Annotated in this window: 12 protein-coding genes and 3 pseudogenes; 7 read left to right on the top strand and 8 right to left on the bottom strand. The window is 59.5% G+C overall.

From position 1 onward, the window contains the following. Together ACB040_RS20265 and ACB040_RS20260 are read right to left on the bottom strand one after the other, a co-directional pair. Positions 1–595 (bottom strand): IS5 family transposase (locus tag ACB040_RS20265; RefSeq protein ID WP_371156256.1); only part of this gene is annotated, 595 nt, incomplete at its 3' end. 97 nt (positions 596–692) lie between these two features. After that, entirely contained in the window at positions 693–1,454 is a 762-nt protein-coding gene (locus ACB040_RS20260) for an SDR family oxidoreductase (RefSeq protein WP_338771109.1), read from the bottom strand. 313 nt (positions 1,455–1,767) lie between these two features. On the opposite strand from ACB040_RS20260, the pseudogene ACB040_RS20255 reads away from it, so the two are divergent. Then, positions 1,768–2,103 (top strand): annotated as a pseudogene (locus ACB040_RS20255) (leucine-rich repeat domain-containing protein); the annotation flags it as partial. Between the two features lie 18 nt (positions 2,104–2,121). Here the strand turns inward: ACB040_RS20255 and ACB040_RS20250 are convergent. Beyond that, a complete protein-coding gene (locus tag ACB040_RS20250; protein ID WP_371156254.1) occupies positions 2,122–3,360 on the bottom strand; it encodes a GGDEF domain-containing protein in 1,239 nt (412 codons plus the stop codon). Positions 3,361–3,623: 263 nt separating this feature from the next. Beyond that, positions 3,624–4,118, bottom strand: a complete 495-nt coding sequence (locus ACB040_RS20245) for a prolyl-tRNA synthetase associated domain-containing protein (RefSeq protein WP_267511956.1) — start codon at positions 4,116–4,118, stop codon at positions 3,624–3,626. A gap of 166 nt (positions 4,119–4,284) precedes the next feature. Here ACB040_RS20245 and ACB040_RS20240 point away from each other — a divergent pair, with 166 nt between their 5' ends. Continuing rightward, positions 4,285–6,711: a DNA polymerase II gene (locus tag ACB040_RS20240; RefSeq protein ID WP_371156252.1), complete on the top strand. Its 2,427-nt coding sequence runs from the start codon at positions 4,285–4,287 to the stop codon at positions 6,709–6,711. Between the two features lie 74 nt (positions 6,712–6,785). After that, the gene (locus tag ACB040_RS20235) at positions 6,786–7,037 is read left to right on the top strand and encodes a DinI family protein (protein ID WP_005352362.1); all 252 of its coding nucleotides are present in this window, start codon (positions 6,786–6,788) and stop codon (positions 7,035–7,037) included. A 177-nt stretch (positions 7,038–7,214) separates the two neighbouring features. Here ACB040_RS20235 and ACB040_RS20230 read toward each other — a convergent pair whose 3' ends face one another. Together ACB040_RS20230 and ACB040_RS20225 are read right to left on the bottom strand one after the other, a co-directional pair. Beyond that, entirely contained in the window at positions 7,215–8,078 is an 864-nt protein-coding gene (locus ACB040_RS20230) for a DUF2927 domain-containing protein (protein ID WP_371156250.1), read from the bottom strand. A gap of 26 nt (positions 8,079–8,104) precedes the next feature. Beyond that, entirely contained in the window at positions 8,105–8,608 is a 504-nt protein-coding gene (locus ACB040_RS20225; RefSeq protein WP_005333421.1) for a M48 family metallopeptidase, read from the bottom strand. Between the two features lie 461 nt (positions 8,609–9,069). On the opposite strand from ACB040_RS20225, the gene ACB040_RS20220 reads away from it, so the two are divergent. Then, positions 9,070–9,717, top strand: coding sequence for a thiopurine S-methyltransferase (locus ACB040_RS20220; protein WP_005337003.1), 648 nt, complete (start codon positions 9,070–9,072; stop codon positions 9,715–9,717). 331 nt (positions 9,718–10,048) lie between these two features. Here the strand turns inward: ACB040_RS20220 and ACB040_RS20215 are convergent, their stop codons facing one another. Further along, a complete protein-coding gene (locus ACB040_RS20215; RefSeq protein WP_338771099.1) occupies positions 10,049–12,835 on the bottom strand; it encodes an insulinase family protein in 2,787 nt (928 codons plus the stop codon). A 162-nt stretch (positions 12,836–12,997) separates the two neighbouring features. On the opposite strand from ACB040_RS20215, the gene sixA reads away from it, so the two are divergent. The 3 genes and pseudogenes from sixA to ACB040_RS20200 all read left to right on the top strand — a co-directional run. Next, entirely contained in the window at positions 12,998–13,465 is a 468-nt protein-coding gene (gene sixA, locus ACB040_RS20210) for a phosphohistidine phosphatase SixA (RefSeq protein ID WP_005336999.1), read from the top strand. 133 nt (positions 13,466–13,598) lie between these two features. Continuing rightward, positions 13,599–13,805, top strand: coding sequence for a DUF1107 domain-containing protein (locus tag ACB040_RS20205; protein WP_005336998.1), 207 nt, complete (start codon positions 13,599–13,601; stop codon positions 13,803–13,805). Between the two features lie 164 nt (positions 13,806–13,969). After that, positions 13,970–14,569: pseudogene (locus ACB040_RS20200) on the top strand (DMT family transporter); the annotation flags it as partial. 1 nt (position 14,570) lies between these two features. Here the strand turns inward: ACB040_RS20200 and ACB040_RS20195 are convergent. After that, a pseudogene (locus ACB040_RS20195) lies at positions 14,571–14,678 on the bottom strand (IS1595 family transposase); the annotation flags it as partial.

The following is a 14,678-nucleotide window of genomic DNA, read 5'->3' as shown; positions in this document are numbered from 1 at the left end:
CTGATGACTGGGCGCCATCCGCATAAACACGCCCCAGTTTGCGCCGTAGTGGATTGAGCAGAGTCGGCAACACCTCGACATCATGGACATTCTCCAGCGAGATTTCCGCCGTCACGATATCGCGGGTTGCCGGGTTTACCGCCAGATGCAACTTGCGCCAGACTCGCCGTTTCTCGGCGCCGTGTTTTCTGACCTTCCACTCGCCTTCACCAAATACCTTCAGCCCGGTTGAGTCGATAACCAAATCGGTAATACGTCCTTTTGGGGGCTGTCGATAAGCCACCGTCACCGTGCGGGCCCGCTTGCTTACACAACTGTAATCGGGGGCACAAAGCGGTACGTTCATCAACTCGAACAGGGAGTCGAGTAGTCCCTGAGTGGCCCGCAGAGTGAGTTTGAAAATCCCCTTGAGCATCAGGAAGGTGCAGATGGTCTGGTCAGTGTAGAGTTGGCTGCGGCCCCGGTACCCATGATGGCCGTGGTGAAACCAGTTGTTCATGGCCTCGGCATCAACCCAGAAGGTGAGTGAACCACGGTTAATCAATGATTTGTTGTATTGAGGCCAGTTGGTGATGGGGTGAAGCGACGTGCTCATGATGCAGGCTTGAAGGAGATGGTGGTGATCAGATCACCAAGTCCTCAGTTAGTTCCATTTAAGCTGCATCGATTTGGGCAACAACGCCGCGACAAGGTCATGTGCGACAAATTGATACCCCACCATCGGCCAGCAGGGCAATGCCGGTGGTAAAGCTGGATGCATCGGACGCGAGATAAAGGGCCGAGCGGGCGATCTCCTCCGGTTGGGCCAGCCGTTTGAGGGCATGCATATTCTGCACAAAGGCGAGGCTCTCTGGCGTATTGGCAAAAGCCCGCCCCATGGGGGTATCGGTGCCCCCCGGCAGCAGGGAGTTGACCCGAATCCCTTGTGCCCCATATTCGGCAGCCAGCACCCGGGTCAGACCACTGAGGCCCGCCTTGCTCGCCGCATAGGCCGCCATGCCGGGCAGCCCCAAGGTATGACCGACGAAGGTAGAGGTAAAAATAAGCGAGCCGCCACCACGCGCCAGCATGGCGGGGATCTGGTACTTGGCCCCCACAAAGGCGCTGGTGAGGTTGGTATCCAGAATTTCCTGCCACTGCGTCAGTTCAAGCTGCTCTACGCTGCCCTGCGTGCCAGTGGTACCGGCGTTGTTGAAGGCGATATCGAGCCTGCCGAAACGGGTTAACGCGAGATCAACAAGATCGCGGGCGTAAGTCTCGCTTTTCACATCTCCCGCCAGACTCACCGCCTGGCCCCCCTCGTGGCGGATCTCCTCCACCAGCAGATCCAGCTCGGGCTGGCGGCGGGCGCCGACGACGCTGGCCCCTTCGCGGGCAAACAGGATGGCGCTGGCGCGACCGATGCCGGAGCTGGCGCCGGTGATGATGGCGACCTTGGTGGACAGTAATGACATGTCAGTTCCCTCGCTGAGTGTGTTGTGCGCCAGCTAAGTGGCTTACAAGGTTGGCTGTGGGTTGGAACTCCAATAGGTTCCAACCGACTTGGGGTTGGCCCCCACTATGGCAACCACTCCTCGCTGGAACGACCCGAATCTTTCTCTCCAACTCGTTTTGCTACATGTCGATACAGGCCTTTGCGGCAACAAAAGGGGCGAACTGCGCCCCGAATTCTTTATAATGCCCCCCTTTAAAATCGCCGGATCCAGGTTCGGCGAACGCTGATGGTCGCTGTGCCATCAGGCAGATCATCAGGATTGAGAAACGGTTATGCATACTCTGGAACAGCTGCGCGCAGGTGAACTGTGCGGTGCCCGCCATCTGAAGCTATCTGAAAACCTGACGGAGTTCCCCTACGAGATTTTGAGCCTGAAAGAGACGCTGGAGGTGCTGGATCTCACCGGCAACCAGCTAAGCGCGATCCCTGACGAGCTGGCCGGGTTTGGCAAACTGCGCATTATCTTCTGCTCCGAGAACCGCTTTACCGAGCTGCCCGAGGTGCTGGGGCGCTGCCCGGCGCTCACCATGGTGGGTTTTAAGGCCAACCGGATTGCTACCGTCTCGGCCAAGGCGCTGCCTGCGAGGTTGCGCTGGCCGGTCGGCACTGCAGAGCGAGCACTTTGCTCATGACAGGAGCGCGCAGGGCGGCAGCGGCTGCGGCTCGTTGTGGTGGAGCTCCTGCACGCAGGCCCGTTGCCTCCCAGCCTGTTTGGCGGCGTAAAGGGCCTGATCCGCGCGCAGGTAGGCCGCTTCAAACCCCTCGTCAGGGTGCAGCGAGGTGAGGCCGATGCTGAGGCTGATGGGGCCACCGGCCAGCTCCCGGGTCGCCTCGGCGATCTGTTGCTGCAAGGCGTGGCAGTAGTCTGGCAGGGTCTGCGGGTCCGCCATCAGCAGCAGGGCCAGCTCATCGCCGCCAAGCCGACCGGCCATGCCCTCAGAAGGTAGGGTATTGGCGATCACCCGACCAACGGCCCGCAGCATGGCATCACCGGCGGGGTGGCCGTGGCGGTCGTTGATCTGTTTGAAGTTGTCCAGATCGATCAGCAGCAGCTGGCTGGGGCTCCTCACATCGCGGGCACGCATGGCAACCTGGCGTTCGAAATATTGGCGGCTGAACAGGCCAGTCAACTCATCCTGATTGGCGCGCCGCTCCAGCTTGCGCTGGGTGGCCAGCAGGGCTTGCTGTTGGCGGGTGTGGACCAGGCTCAGCAGCAGATAACTGCGGGCGATGGTAAAGAGCAGGCTGAGCAGGATCACAGGCCCGAGCAGCGGGTCGGTGAAGGAGTTGGCCGCCAGCTCCGGCTGCCAGAGGTGTTTGGCGATCCGCAGCAGTTGCAACAGCAGTTGCAGGCCGAGCAGCAGAATGGCAAAGCGCAGCACCCGATAGACGGGGGCCAGCCGCTGGTAGCGCCAGAGCTGCCAGATAAGCAGCGCAATCTGCAGCGAGAGCACGCCGGAGAGCACGATGATCCGGCTATGCACATCAAAGAGGGGTTGCTGCAGGGCGGTCAGGGCAAACAGGACGAAACCGCCGAGGGTAACGGCGGGCAGCAGCCAGCCCAGTTGGTCGGCTTCACGGCGAAAGAAGTGGCGCATCCCCCGTTCATAGAGCAGGGTGGTCGACATCAACAGCAGGTTGGTGCAGAGAATATTGGCAAGGGATGCATTTCCCTCAAGGGGGCGCAGCAGCAGGCAGCAAAAAGCCCCCGCGATAACCAGTTCCCCCGCTGACCAGTAGATCAATGCCCTGATCTGGCGATGGGTGTGCCACATGGCGGCGAAAATGGTGGCGACCCCCACATGTGACAGCGTGACGAACAGCACCAGACTCAACAACTGGGCCGAGGAAAACAGACTTGGCATCAAGGGGCTCTCTGGGAAGTCACCTGTGAACGAACAGGCGATGGGGTATCGCCCGCTGGCAGTGGCCGATCACAACATGAATCCAACCTATTATCAATGGGTTAAATGGTCGAATGTGCTCACCTCCGACTTCTTGCACGATGGCAACTGCTGACTCGATTTATCAGAGCGCAAGGGGGTATTTTATTGTCTTGTCAGTCAATTTCGCTGCGTGAAAGGTGGTTGTGTTGGCGGCAGGGTGAACCCAACCGCCAGACGTTGTACTAATCGCAGGTTGCAGCAGGCAAGCGCATTACGATGGCCTCCCTGTCCAGATGGGTCAGCAGATGGCGCACGTCGTCGAGGCGGATGATCAGAGTCGCGGTGTTGACCAGCGGATGGCACTGCACCTGTTCGGCCTGCCAGATGGCCTCGTCCACCACCAGCTCTACCGCTTTTTCCCTGTCGCGCACCATGGCGAGCAGGGTCACCGAGCCCGGGGTAAGGCCGAGCACCGCATCGAGCCGCTCGGGGGAGCCAAAGCTCAGCCGCTTGACGCCGAGCATGGCTGCCAGCGCCTTGAGGTCGACCCGGTGATCCTCCGGACTCACCACCAGAAACAGCCGCTCGCTTTTCGGATCGCGCAAAAAGAGGTTCTTGGTCTTGGCGGCGGGTAGGTCGGGCAGCAATTTGCTCGCCTCCTCACAGGTAAACACCGGGGGATGGTCAAAGCGCTGGTAGGGGATAGCCAGCTGATCCAGCAGGGAATAGATTGCCACAGAGACTCCTTTCGTCGGCGAAGAGTGGTCAGAGCGGGATGGGCGGTAATAACGACCGGATCGAGCTTACCAGTTTGACTCCCGCCTCGCAGCCAGCGTGACGATTGCGAGTAGGCACTGTATGAACGTACAATAGTTCCATTCTCGGACAGCCCCTTTACGCTTCATGACTGCAACCCAGCCCACCGTACCCGCCACTCCGCCCCTCGACGGTTTTATCCTGACCCGCCACGGTCGGGACGTGCGCGGTCGTAACGGGCTGCCTGCAACCACCGAAATCGTGATGTGGCTCTGGAGCGCGCAGGGGCCGGTGCGGGTGGTGGTGCCGGGGCAGGAGCCGGTGTTCTTCCTGCCGCAGAGCCATATGGCAGAAGCCGCCGAGCTGTTCAAGGGGGCCGGGGTGAGCGGACGGTTTCGCCGCCTGCCGATGCACACCTTCGACGGTCGCCCCGTGGTGGGCTGCTATTTCGCTACCCTGAGTGCCTTTCACCGTGCCATCGAGCTGCTGCTTATTCGCGGGCTGGAGCACTTCGAGGCGGATATCCGGCTGCCGGAGCGCTTCCTGATGGAGCGTTTCATCACAGCTGGCGTACGCTTCGATGGCCGGGCGGTGAAGAAGGGGGGCAAGCAGGGATACTGGGAGGTGAACGAGGCGCGCTGCGCGCCGCAGGCGGTGACGCCGACCCTCTCCTGGGTGTCGCTGGATGTGGAGTGCGCCATGGACGGGGCCCTCTTCTCGGTCGGTCTTTACAGCGAACAGGATGCGCGGGTCATCATGATCGGCACCCCGGAGGCCGATGCCGAGAGCTGGGGCACCCAGGTCCAGTGGGTGGCGGACGAGAGCGCCCTGCTGAGTGCGCTGGAGAGCTGGTTCAGCCTGCATGACCCCGATCTGGTGATTGGCTGGAACGTGGTCAATTTTGACTTTCGCCTGCTGCTGCGCCGTGCCGAGCTCAACAAGCGGCGACTGCGGCTCGGGCGGGGGCGCGAGCTCTGCTTCTGGCGCTCGTCACGGGGCGATCCCCAGACTGGCAACGTCATTATCCCCGGGCGCATGGTGCTGGATGGCATCGATACCCTCAAAAGCGCCACCTGGCAGTTTGCCAGCTACAGCCTGGATGCGGTGGCGAGCGAACTGCTCGGCCGTGGCAAGGATATCGAGGACGTGGCCAATCGGGGGGAGAAGATCACCGAGCTGTTCCACTCCGACAAGGAGGCGCTGGCCCGCTACAACCTGGAAGATTGCAAGCTGGTGTGGGAGATCTTTGACTACTGCCACCTTATCCCGTTTGCCATTGAACGCGCCTCCCTCACCGGCCTTGAGCTGGACAGGGTAGGGGGCTCGGTGGCGGCCTTTACCAACCTCTATCTGCCGCGGCTCCATCGTGGCGGCTACGTGGCCCCCAATCTGCCGGCCGACGGTGGGCTCGCGAGCCCCGGCGGTTATGTGATGGACTCCAAACCCGGTCTCTATCGCCATGTGCTGGTGCTCGATTTCAAGAGCCTCTATCCCAGCATCATCCGAACCTTCTGCATCGACCCCATGGGGCTCATCGAAGGGCTGCAGCATCCCGAGCACGCTATTCCGGGCTTTCGCGGCGCCATGTTCTCCCGCGAACGGCACTTCTTGCCGGATCTCATCGCTACCTTGTGGGCGGCACGGGACAGAGCCAAGTCTGCCAGCAACAAGGCACTCTCCCAGGCCATCAAGATCATCATGAACTCCTTCTACGGCGTGCTGGGTTCGGGGGGCTGCCGTTTCTATGATCCGCGCCTAGCCTCATCTATCACCCTGCGTGGCCACGGCATCATGCAGCAGACCCGCGAGTGGATTGAGGCGAAGGGGTTCGAGGTGATCTATGGCGACACCGACTCCACCTTTGTCCATCTGGGGCGCGAGACCAGCCCGGATGAGGCGGACGAGATTGGCCAGCGACTGGCGCAAATGATCAACGACAACTGGGCTGCACTGATCAGGCGCGAGTTCGATCTGCCGAGCTATCTGGAGATCCAGTACGAGACCCACTATCGCCGCTTTCTGATGCCCACCATCCGCGGGCTGGAGAAGGGCAGCAAGAAGCGCTATGCGGGGCTGGTTGGCAAAGCCAGTGAGGGGAGTGAACAGCTGGTATTCAAGGGGCTCGAATCGGTGCGCACCGACTGGACCATGCTGGCCAAGCAGTTTCAGACCCGCCTCTATGAACTGGTGTTTCACGATGAAGATCCCAGCGGTTATGTGCGCACCATGGTTGATGAGACCCGCGCCGGTCGTCACGATGATCTGCTTATCTACCGCAAACGGCTACGCCAGAAGCTCGAAGAGTATCAGAAGAATGTGCCGCCCCATGTGCGGGCAGCGCGGCTGGCCGATGAGGAGAACCTGCGCCGCGGTCTGCCCCAGCGCTATCAGCATCGGGGCTCCATCGCCTATCTGATGACCCTCAATGGCCCCGAGCCGCTGGAGTACCGGCGCAGCGCCATCGATTACGAACACTATATCGACAAGCAGTTGCGGCCCATTGCCGATGCCATCCTGCCCTTTATCGGCGAGTCGTTCGACCGGATCTGTGGTCAGCAGCTGGATCTTTTCTGATTGGGGCAAGTTGGCACTTTACTTCCCATGAATACTGGATAAAAATACAGTTATAAATCATGGAGAAGTTTCCTATGCGTCTTGAAATCATCATCGACAGAAAACATCAGATCCCGACCTCGACCATGGAGGCGCTGCGTCAGGAGCTGCTCAAGCAGCTTGGCGAAAAATTCCCCGACATCCATGTGCGGGTCGCGCCGGGCAGCGCCATGGCCCTGACCGTCAGCCGTGCCAGCAAGGAAGACAAAGAGCTGGCCGAAGCCATGGTGCAGGAGGTGTGGGAGAACGCCGACAGCTGGATGCCGGAAGAGAACGTCGCCTCCTGATCCCGCACTGTCAGTGGATAACTCGGGCGTTGGATAAATGGGTTGCTGATAAACGGGCATGCCCGCGAATGATCCGCCGATCCCCGGACAACAAAAAACGCAGCCAGGTGGCTGCGTTTTTTGTGGGTGGTGAGAGGCTCGCGGTGGCTTCACTGACTCTGGGTTGAGCCATGCCCGTCACAACCCCGCCCAGCTTTTCAGGCTCTGCTGCTGCACCCGGCGGTTGGCTTCGCGGATCTCCCCTTTGGCGCGCAGGTCGGCCAGCGCAATGGGCAGTGCGGTGCGGATCTCGTCACTGCTCATTCCGGCTTTGAGGGCCGGGTGATAGGCCATCTTTAGCAGCACATAGTCCAGCCCGGTCAAAAAGCTGTCGATGCTGTTGTCATTGAAGATGGAGGGAAACACCTTGTCCGAGTCGTTGGGCAGCCCCATCACCTGGGTGAACTCCTCCACCACGCAGTCGAGAAAGCGTCCCTTGGCCCGGCTGTAGTCTACCGGAATGATGATGGTGGCACGGCTGATCTCGTGTTTCGCATTGGTTGCGAAGTTGGCAAGGCAGAGCCCCTCCTTGAGCGCCATCTTGACCGATGGATCCCCCCCCATGGTGCGGTTGGCCCAGCTCTTCATCTTGCTGTAGTCGGTCATGATCAGGGTGAGGTTGGGCTTTGCGGCCACCATGATGATGGAGTGGCCGGTGATGCGAGCCAGATGGGCCGCCTGTACCTTCACCACGTCGGCCTGCAGCGGCTTGTCACCCGATTCGTTGATAAGTTGCAGCCGGATCGGCTGCTGCCAGCGGGCAAAACGGGTCTGCCTGGCTTCGCCATACTCCCGCTCCATGGCGATGGCCATAAAGCTCTCGACCAGATAGCTGTCGCTCTGCCAGCGCTCATCGGCACGGGCGCCGTGGCCCGCGAGCAGAAGCAGCATGGCCAGCAGCCCGCGTGACGCGCGGCGGGGATGGGCTGCGCGGCCCATGTTGGCCATTACCAAAGTGGCAATAAAGTGCGTGGCACCAAAGGGGATGGCGGCAAATGACATGTTTCCTCCCTGAAACGGTTGTCAGCCTAGCGGTTGGCCTTGTCGATATCACGCCAGGTGAGCCAGAGCCTGAGATCAAACTCCAGTTGATGATAGTCGGGCTCCATGTGCTGGCAGAGCTGGTAGAAGCTCTTGTTGTGATCCTTCTCTTTGATATGGGCCAGCTCGTGCACCACGATCATTTTCAGGAACGGGGGCGGCGCCTCCTTGAACAGGGCGGCGATGCGGATCTCGTTCTTGGCCTTGAGCTTGCTGCCCTGTACCCGGCTGACGTAGGTGTGCAGGCCGAGGGCATCCTTGATCACGTTGATCTTGCCATCGAACACCACCTTTGACAGGGGCGCCGAGCTCTTGAGGTAGCGGTTCTTCAGCTCCATGGTGTAGGCAAGCAGCGCCTTGTCGCTCTGGATCTGGTGGCTCTCTGGATAGCGTTTGGCCAGCATCTCCCCCAGCTTGCCTGCCGCAATCAGCTGCTGTACCTGTGCCTTGAGAGGGTCGGGATAGCCGCCCAGATAAGTCAGTTCCGCCATGGTGTCACTCGTTACATCAAAAAGAGCGTCATTGTAGTTATCTCGGGCGGGCTCTTCAAACGCTCAGGCCCTGCTCAAGGATACTCGAGACAAGAAGCTGTCGACCGAAAGCGGTTAATCGGTCATTTTTATAGCTGTTCACTGGGGTACCTCGGGTGATTAGTTTGGTTGGCGCCTCCAATTCTCTGGGAATGCCCAGAGTGAATAACCTACAGAGAGGTCAGATCTAGGGAACTGGGGGCGATTCAGCATGACTCGTTCGTATGGATTGGTGTGCCTCTGCCTGTCATAAACGTACCCAATAGCGCCCATTGCGACTGCGAGGTGCACGGCAAGGGGACGTCCCGCCATTCGCCCGATAACACGCAAAGGCAGCGCGGCAAAAAGGGGAGGGCAGAGGGTTGCGCGGTGCCGGTTAAGTTGTGATATTGAGGCATCTTTAGTACAGAAGGGTAATAACGATGGAAGCTGCGTTTTGGCATCAGCGTTGGGAAGAGAACCGGATTGGCTTTCATCAGGCGGACTTCAACCACTGGCTGCAATCCTGGTGGTCAGCCCAGCAAGCGGACGAGCCGGTGCTGGTTCCCCTGTGCGGCAAGTCCCGCGACATGCTCTGGCTGAGCGCTCAGGGTCATCCGGTCGACGGTTTCGAGCTATCGAGCCTTGCCGTCAGCCAGTTCTTCAGTGAAAACCAGCTCGCCGCGACCGTGAGCGAAGTGGGCCCTTATCAGTGCCATCAGGTGGACAGCCTGCGCATTTTTCAGGGAGATTTTTTCGCTGCCCCCAGTCTGGGTCGCCGTTACCGGCTGGTCTATGACCGCGCGGCGCTGATCGCCCTGCCGACCGCGATGCGCCGCCAGTATGCTGCCCTGATCAGTTCGCTGGTCGAGACCGGTGGCCAGATCCTGCTGGTAACCCTCGAATATCAGCCGGAGCAGCAGAGTCAGCCCCCCTTCTCGGTGGGGGAGATGGAGGTGCGGGCGCTGTTTGAACGGGATTTTCGCATCGAGGTGCTGGGGCGCGCCGCCGAGGTGGATCACCCGCGGGTGTTGTCGGGCCAGCTCTCCTACTTCGATGAGGTGGCCTACCGGCTGGTTCGCCGTGGCTAACGGACAGCTAACGGGCGGCCAAAGGGTGATCTGCGCCGACAAATCATCGGGCTGTGCGCTCTTCGCTACCTCCTTTGACGTAGATCAACGTGACTGGCGGGGGGAGTGCCTAATATGAGGCTGTTTCTCAATCACTGTTGGCATTGCAAAGCGAGTATCGGGTCTTTCCCGCTTGCTGATCAGCAACTCAGTGTCTGATTTTCACGCTCATGTTCACTTTTGGCGGCTTTGGTCGCAATTGTTATGGTTTTTCCAGCCGACCCAGATGGGTCGGCTTTTTATTGTCTGTGATTTGCCGCGGGCAGGAAAAATGGAGGATGTTGAGGCCTGATCAGGCCTCGAAGGTGGCGGCATTGAGCCGAAATGCCCGTGGATCGTCGATAAACTGGCCGGTGATCCGCTCGTCATGTTCGTGCCCCTGACCATAGCTACAGAGGATCAGCCGATCGGAGGTGCGCGAGCGCAGGTGGGTGATAAAGCGTACCAAATCGGCGCGACTCAACTTGCCCACCTCATCGCAGACCCGCTCCCGTTGATCAAACCCCAGATCCTTGTTGCCGATGCTGACCCACAACCGCTGGCCGCGACTGCGCAGGTTGGCATCCCGCTCGCTCAGCTGGGCTTGCAGCCCCGCCTTGCTCTCCTGCCACTGCTGCTCGGTGAATTCGAGCATGGCGAGTGGGAAGAGGTCGATAAACTCCTCCACCGCATCGAGCAGGATCTGCGGCCCCGCCACCGGCGACTGGATATAGAAGATCAGGCCCGGGTGGCGATTGAGGGGCAGGTTGCCAGCGCCCACCACATACCCCAGTTGCTGGCGGGTGCGCAGCTCGTGGAAGAAGGTGGAGGACATGATGTGGTTCGCCAGAGTGAAGCAGGCGAGATCCCGCGCACGGGTGGTACGGGACTGGTAGTAGACCAGCAGCGCCGAGTCTTCGTGATCGCAACCCTGCTCGCGAATAAGGGTACCTCTGTCCTGAATGGAGATGAGCGGGCGGCGGGTCTCGCCACTCGGCTTGCTGCTGGTGCCATTGATGTCGCTCAGGTGACGCTCCATCAGGGCGGCCAGCTCCAGCGCCTCGGCGGCAGTCCAGTCGCCATGCACCAGCGCCTCGACATGCACCTCGCCAAACAGCTGGGCCACGAAGCCTGGCATCTCCTCCAGCTCGACGGTGCGCAGGTGGCGCAGCAACTGCTCGAACGGCGGGTTGTTCGGTTGCAGCAAACTGGTGAGCTGGTTAAAGAGCTGGGAGATGGGGCGCGCCTTGGACTGGTTATCCCAGTTGCGGATGAGCTGCTCCTTGATCTCGGCGAAGCGACCCGGATCCGGATACCCCAGGGTGCGGTTGCCGAGGATCATGTCGAGCAACAGCGGCTGCTTGTCGGCAAAACCGCTCAGGTTGATGGTAAAGCCCCCCTGATGGGCATAGATCTGGTAGCCCAGCCCCGCCAGCTCCGCCGGATAGGTGAGGGCGTTGAGGTGGTCGGCCAACAGCTCCACGGCAAGGCGTGCCATGGCGATATTGCGCGGATTTTTGACCGCATGTTCGCTGTCGATGGAGATGTAGAGATTGCCCTTGGGCACGCTGAACAGGTGCTCATGGAGGTGCCAGAGGCGAAAACCGGGGCGATCGATAAGGCAGGCGGGCATGTCGGCGGCAAGCTCGGGCGTGCGCGGATCGAGCCTACTGCTGATAAAGGGGTTGGGCTTGGGTAGCGCCAGCGCCGGATCCGGCTCGCTTTGCTGCCAGCGAATTTTCTCGGCCTCGGTAATGGTCGTCACGCTGTAGGGGGTTTGATACCAGCGGGCCAGCCGATCGGTTGCCACTTCCGGCGCAGTGATGGTGATACGCAAATTGTGCGGGGTGAGCTTGGCGAGGAAGCGGCGGATCAGCCCCTCGTCATATTCGCGCATCATGTAGTCGCCGTAGAGCAGATCCTCTGGTTTGTAGCTAAAGAGGTTGAGCACCAGCCCTGACACCGTATCGAGAGGGCGGCCGCGCTCCTGAAAACGGAATGCCGATTCGAGCACGGTCCGTTTTTCGTCATAGCGCCAGCTCTGCAGCCCTTCGCGGCCAATCAGTTTCAGATAGCCAAACAGGGCGGCGAGGATGTCATCCACATGCTCAAGGCCCAGAGGGGTGAGGCCGAAGTTGACGCCAAAATCCTTGAAGTTGGCGCCGCTAATGCCACCGCCCGCCGAGAGCTGATTGACCCAGCCTTTCGCCTTGAGCAGGGAGAGCAGGCTGCCATCCCCCTCATAACCAATCAGATGGCTCAGGAAGGTGAGGGGCTTTTTGTCGTAAAACTCGTCCACATTGGGCAAGGGGAAGCTCAGCGACAGCTTGCGGGTCTCCTTGACCGGATTGATGTGGATGCGCACGCCGAGATCGTCGAGCCGGTAAAGCGGCATGGTGAGAGTCGGGGTTCCCAAATTGCGATTCAAAATGGGAGCAAAGTAGCGACAGCACCACTGCAACTGGGTATCGATGGATTCCGGCGAGATCATCACCAGCGCCATGCGATCCGCGCTGTAGTGGCTTTCGTAAAAACGGATAAGGTCGGAGCGCAGATCCCGTCCCGGCAGATCGGCCAGGGTATCGAGGTTGCCCACCGAGAACTTGGAGAAGGGGTGCGCCGGGTTGACCGTCTCTTTATGCACCTGATAGCTGCGGCGCATGTCGTCCTGCAGCTTGAGGCGATACTCGGAGTCTACCGCGTTGCGCTCCTTGTCCACCCACTCCGGATCAAACGTGGGGCAGATAAAGAACTGGGAGAAGCGATCCAGCCCTGCTTCGAAGAAGCCGTTGTCGATCTCGAAGAAGAAGTTGGTGAACTCGGTACCGGTCCAGGCGTTGTTGCTGCCGCCATGACGGCTCATAAATTGCTGGTACTCACCAGGCTTGGGGTAGGTGCAGGTGCCGAGAAACAGCATGTGCTCCAGAAAATGGGCCATTCCCTGCCGGTCGGCGGGATCGTCAAAATGGCCGGTATTGACCGCCAGTGAGGCGGCGGATTTGTCGGTGTCGGGATCACAAATCAACAAGACCCTGAGCCGGTTGGCCAGCTCCAGAAAATGGTATTGCCGATGGTCATTGGGACTGGCATATGGGCTCATTGGCGTGTGACTCACGTTGGATTTATTTGAATTTAAACATGATTATCGACCCCGCTATCCCGTCAGGCAAACCCTTTTCTGAGAGGTAGCGCAATTGTTTCCACACCCGTGGCGGGGTAAGATCCCCCGGCTATCAAAACAGGCCCGTTGGGCGAGGTTGTAATGAAGATCTATATCATGCGTCATGGCCAGGCTGGCATGAATGCGAAAACAGATGAACAGCGTCCATTGACCGAGCAGGGTATTGAAGAGTCTATCCAGATGGCCCGCTGGCTGGCGCCTCAGCTGATTGGCCCGCTGGATCGGGTGATCCACAGCAACTATCTGCGGGCACGCCAGACCTGGCAAGCCATATGCAGTGAATTACCTGACGCAGCAGCCGTTGAAGAGAGTGGCGACATTACCCCTTACGGTGATCCCGCTTTCGTGGCCAGCTACCTCACCACTTTGGCTGAACAACATGACCAGATCCTGATGGTCAGCCATCTGCCGCTGGTGGGTTATCTGGTGCAAAGCCTCTGCCCGGCAGCAGGAGCACCCATGTTCGCCACCTCGGGGATCGCTTGTATCGAGTGGCTTGATGGCAAAGGAGCCTTGCTCTGGCTCGAAGGGCCGCATACAATAGGCTAAAAGTTAATAAAAAGTTATAGATTGAATTTTTTGGGAAGAGATGGGCGAGTTTTCCGGATTTTTATAAATACTTTACGGAATTAATTCGCAGAAGCTGCTGTCATACGGATACAACTGCAAGAGGTTGCAAACGATGAGAGTGTTCAAGAAGTACCTGCCACTGATGGTGGCAAAGCATGTCAAAACCTTCTTTAAAGGTCGGATTTACATCCATGGTCGGGGGCGGTTTGATTTCCAATCCGGTTTGTTGTTGATGCCGAATCCGGCGGATATTCCCCACCGCCAGACAGTCACCGAGGTCAACGAGCTGATCTCCAGACTGCACATGGATGCCGCGTGATGCGCTTCTGAACCTGTTTCTGTACTGATATGCCCGCACTTTTGCGGGCATATTTGTTTCTGGCGACTGGCGTTCACCATGTGGCTGTTCAGGCCCACACCTTTGTTTCTTTCCCATCGCCCCCTATACTGGCCCGCTGTTGTCTCTTCGGTCTGGATCCTCTCATGCCCCTTGCCTTTCTGTTTCCCTTCTCCTGCATTGCCATCTGGGCTGGCAATGGCATCGTCAGCAAACTGGCGGTTGGTGTGTTGTCCCCGGCAGCCTTGGCCTGGTCGCGCTGGGTGGTGGCTGCGCTGGTATTAAGCCCGTTTCTGGCCCGTCGGGTATGGCGTGCGCGTGCCCGCCTGCGCTCTGGCCTTTGGCAGATCGTCATGCTGGCTTCGCTGGGCATGGTGCTCAACCAGACTTTTGGTTACTACGCGGCGCAAACCCTGGGAGCCACCGAGATGGGGTTGATGATGGGGCTGACGCCGCTGCTGACCGTGCTGTTCAGTATCTGGCTGCTGCGCGAGCGGCCCACCTGGGGCGCCGTGCTGGGGGCGCTGCTTTCCATCCTTGGCTTGTCTATCTTGCTGGGGCTGGGGGATCCGACCCGGCTGTTTACCCAAGGCGTTCATATCGGCTCTGTCTATATGCTGATTTCGGCCGGTACTTATGCCCTTTACAGCGTGCTGCTCAAGAAGTGGGATCTGGGGCTCGACAACTGGTCGCTGCTCTACGGTCAGGTGATCTGCAGTGTGGTGATCCTGACCCCCTTCTTTTTGGCTATGTCCAAATTACGTGTTGCATGGGGCGCCCCAGCGCCTCATGCAAACATGCTTTGATATTTACGCCTTTTCCGTAACGCTCCAGCATCCTGCGCCAACCCAGGTA

The organism is Aeromonas sp. S11(2024), from assembly GCF_041402345.1.
Lineage (GTDB): Bacteria > Pseudomonadota > Gammaproteobacteria > Enterobacterales > Aeromonadaceae > Aeromonas > Aeromonas veronii.
This window is presented reverse-complemented; position numbering and strand designations above follow the sequence as displayed.

Excerpts from the sequence above, each read along its gene's own strand:
- ACB040_RS20260 (WP_338771109.1), bottom strand. The coding sequence starts at position 1,454 with ATGTCATTACTGTCCACCAAGGTCGCCATCATCACCGGCGCCAGCTCC.
- ACB040_RS20205 (WP_005336998.1), top strand. The coding sequence starts at position 13,599 with ATGAGAGTGTTCAAGAAGTACCTGCCACTGATGGTGGCAAAGCATGTC.
- ACB040_RS20230 (WP_371156250.1), bottom strand. The coding sequence starts at position 8,078 with ATGTCATTTGCCGCCATCCCCTTTGGTGCCACGCACTTTATTGCCACT.
- ACB040_RS20220 (WP_005337003.1), top strand. The coding sequence starts at position 9,070 with ATGGAAGCTGCGTTTTGGCATCAGCGTTGGGAAGAGAACCGGATTGGC.
- ACB040_RS20225 (WP_005333421.1), bottom strand. The coding sequence starts at position 8,608 with ATGGCGGAACTGACTTATCTGGGCGGCTATCCCGACCCTCTCAAGGCA.
- ACB040_RS20215 (WP_338771099.1), bottom strand. The coding sequence starts at position 12,835 with ATGAGCCCATATGCCAGTCCCAATGACCATCGGCAATACCATTTTCTG.
- sixA (WP_005336999.1), top strand. The coding sequence starts at position 12,998 with ATGAAGATCTATATCATGCGTCATGGCCAGGCTGGCATGAATGCGAAA.
- ACB040_RS20235 (WP_005352362.1), top strand. The coding sequence starts at position 6,786 with ATGCGTCTTGAAATCATCATCGACAGAAAACATCAGATCCCGACCTCG.
- ACB040_RS20250 (WP_371156254.1), bottom strand. The coding sequence starts at position 3,360 with ATGCCAAGTCTGTTTTCCTCGGCCCAGTTGTTGAGTCTGGTGCTGTTC.
- ACB040_RS20240 (WP_371156252.1), top strand. The coding sequence starts at position 4,285 with ATGACTGCAACCCAGCCCACCGTACCCGCCACTCCGCCCCTCGACGGT.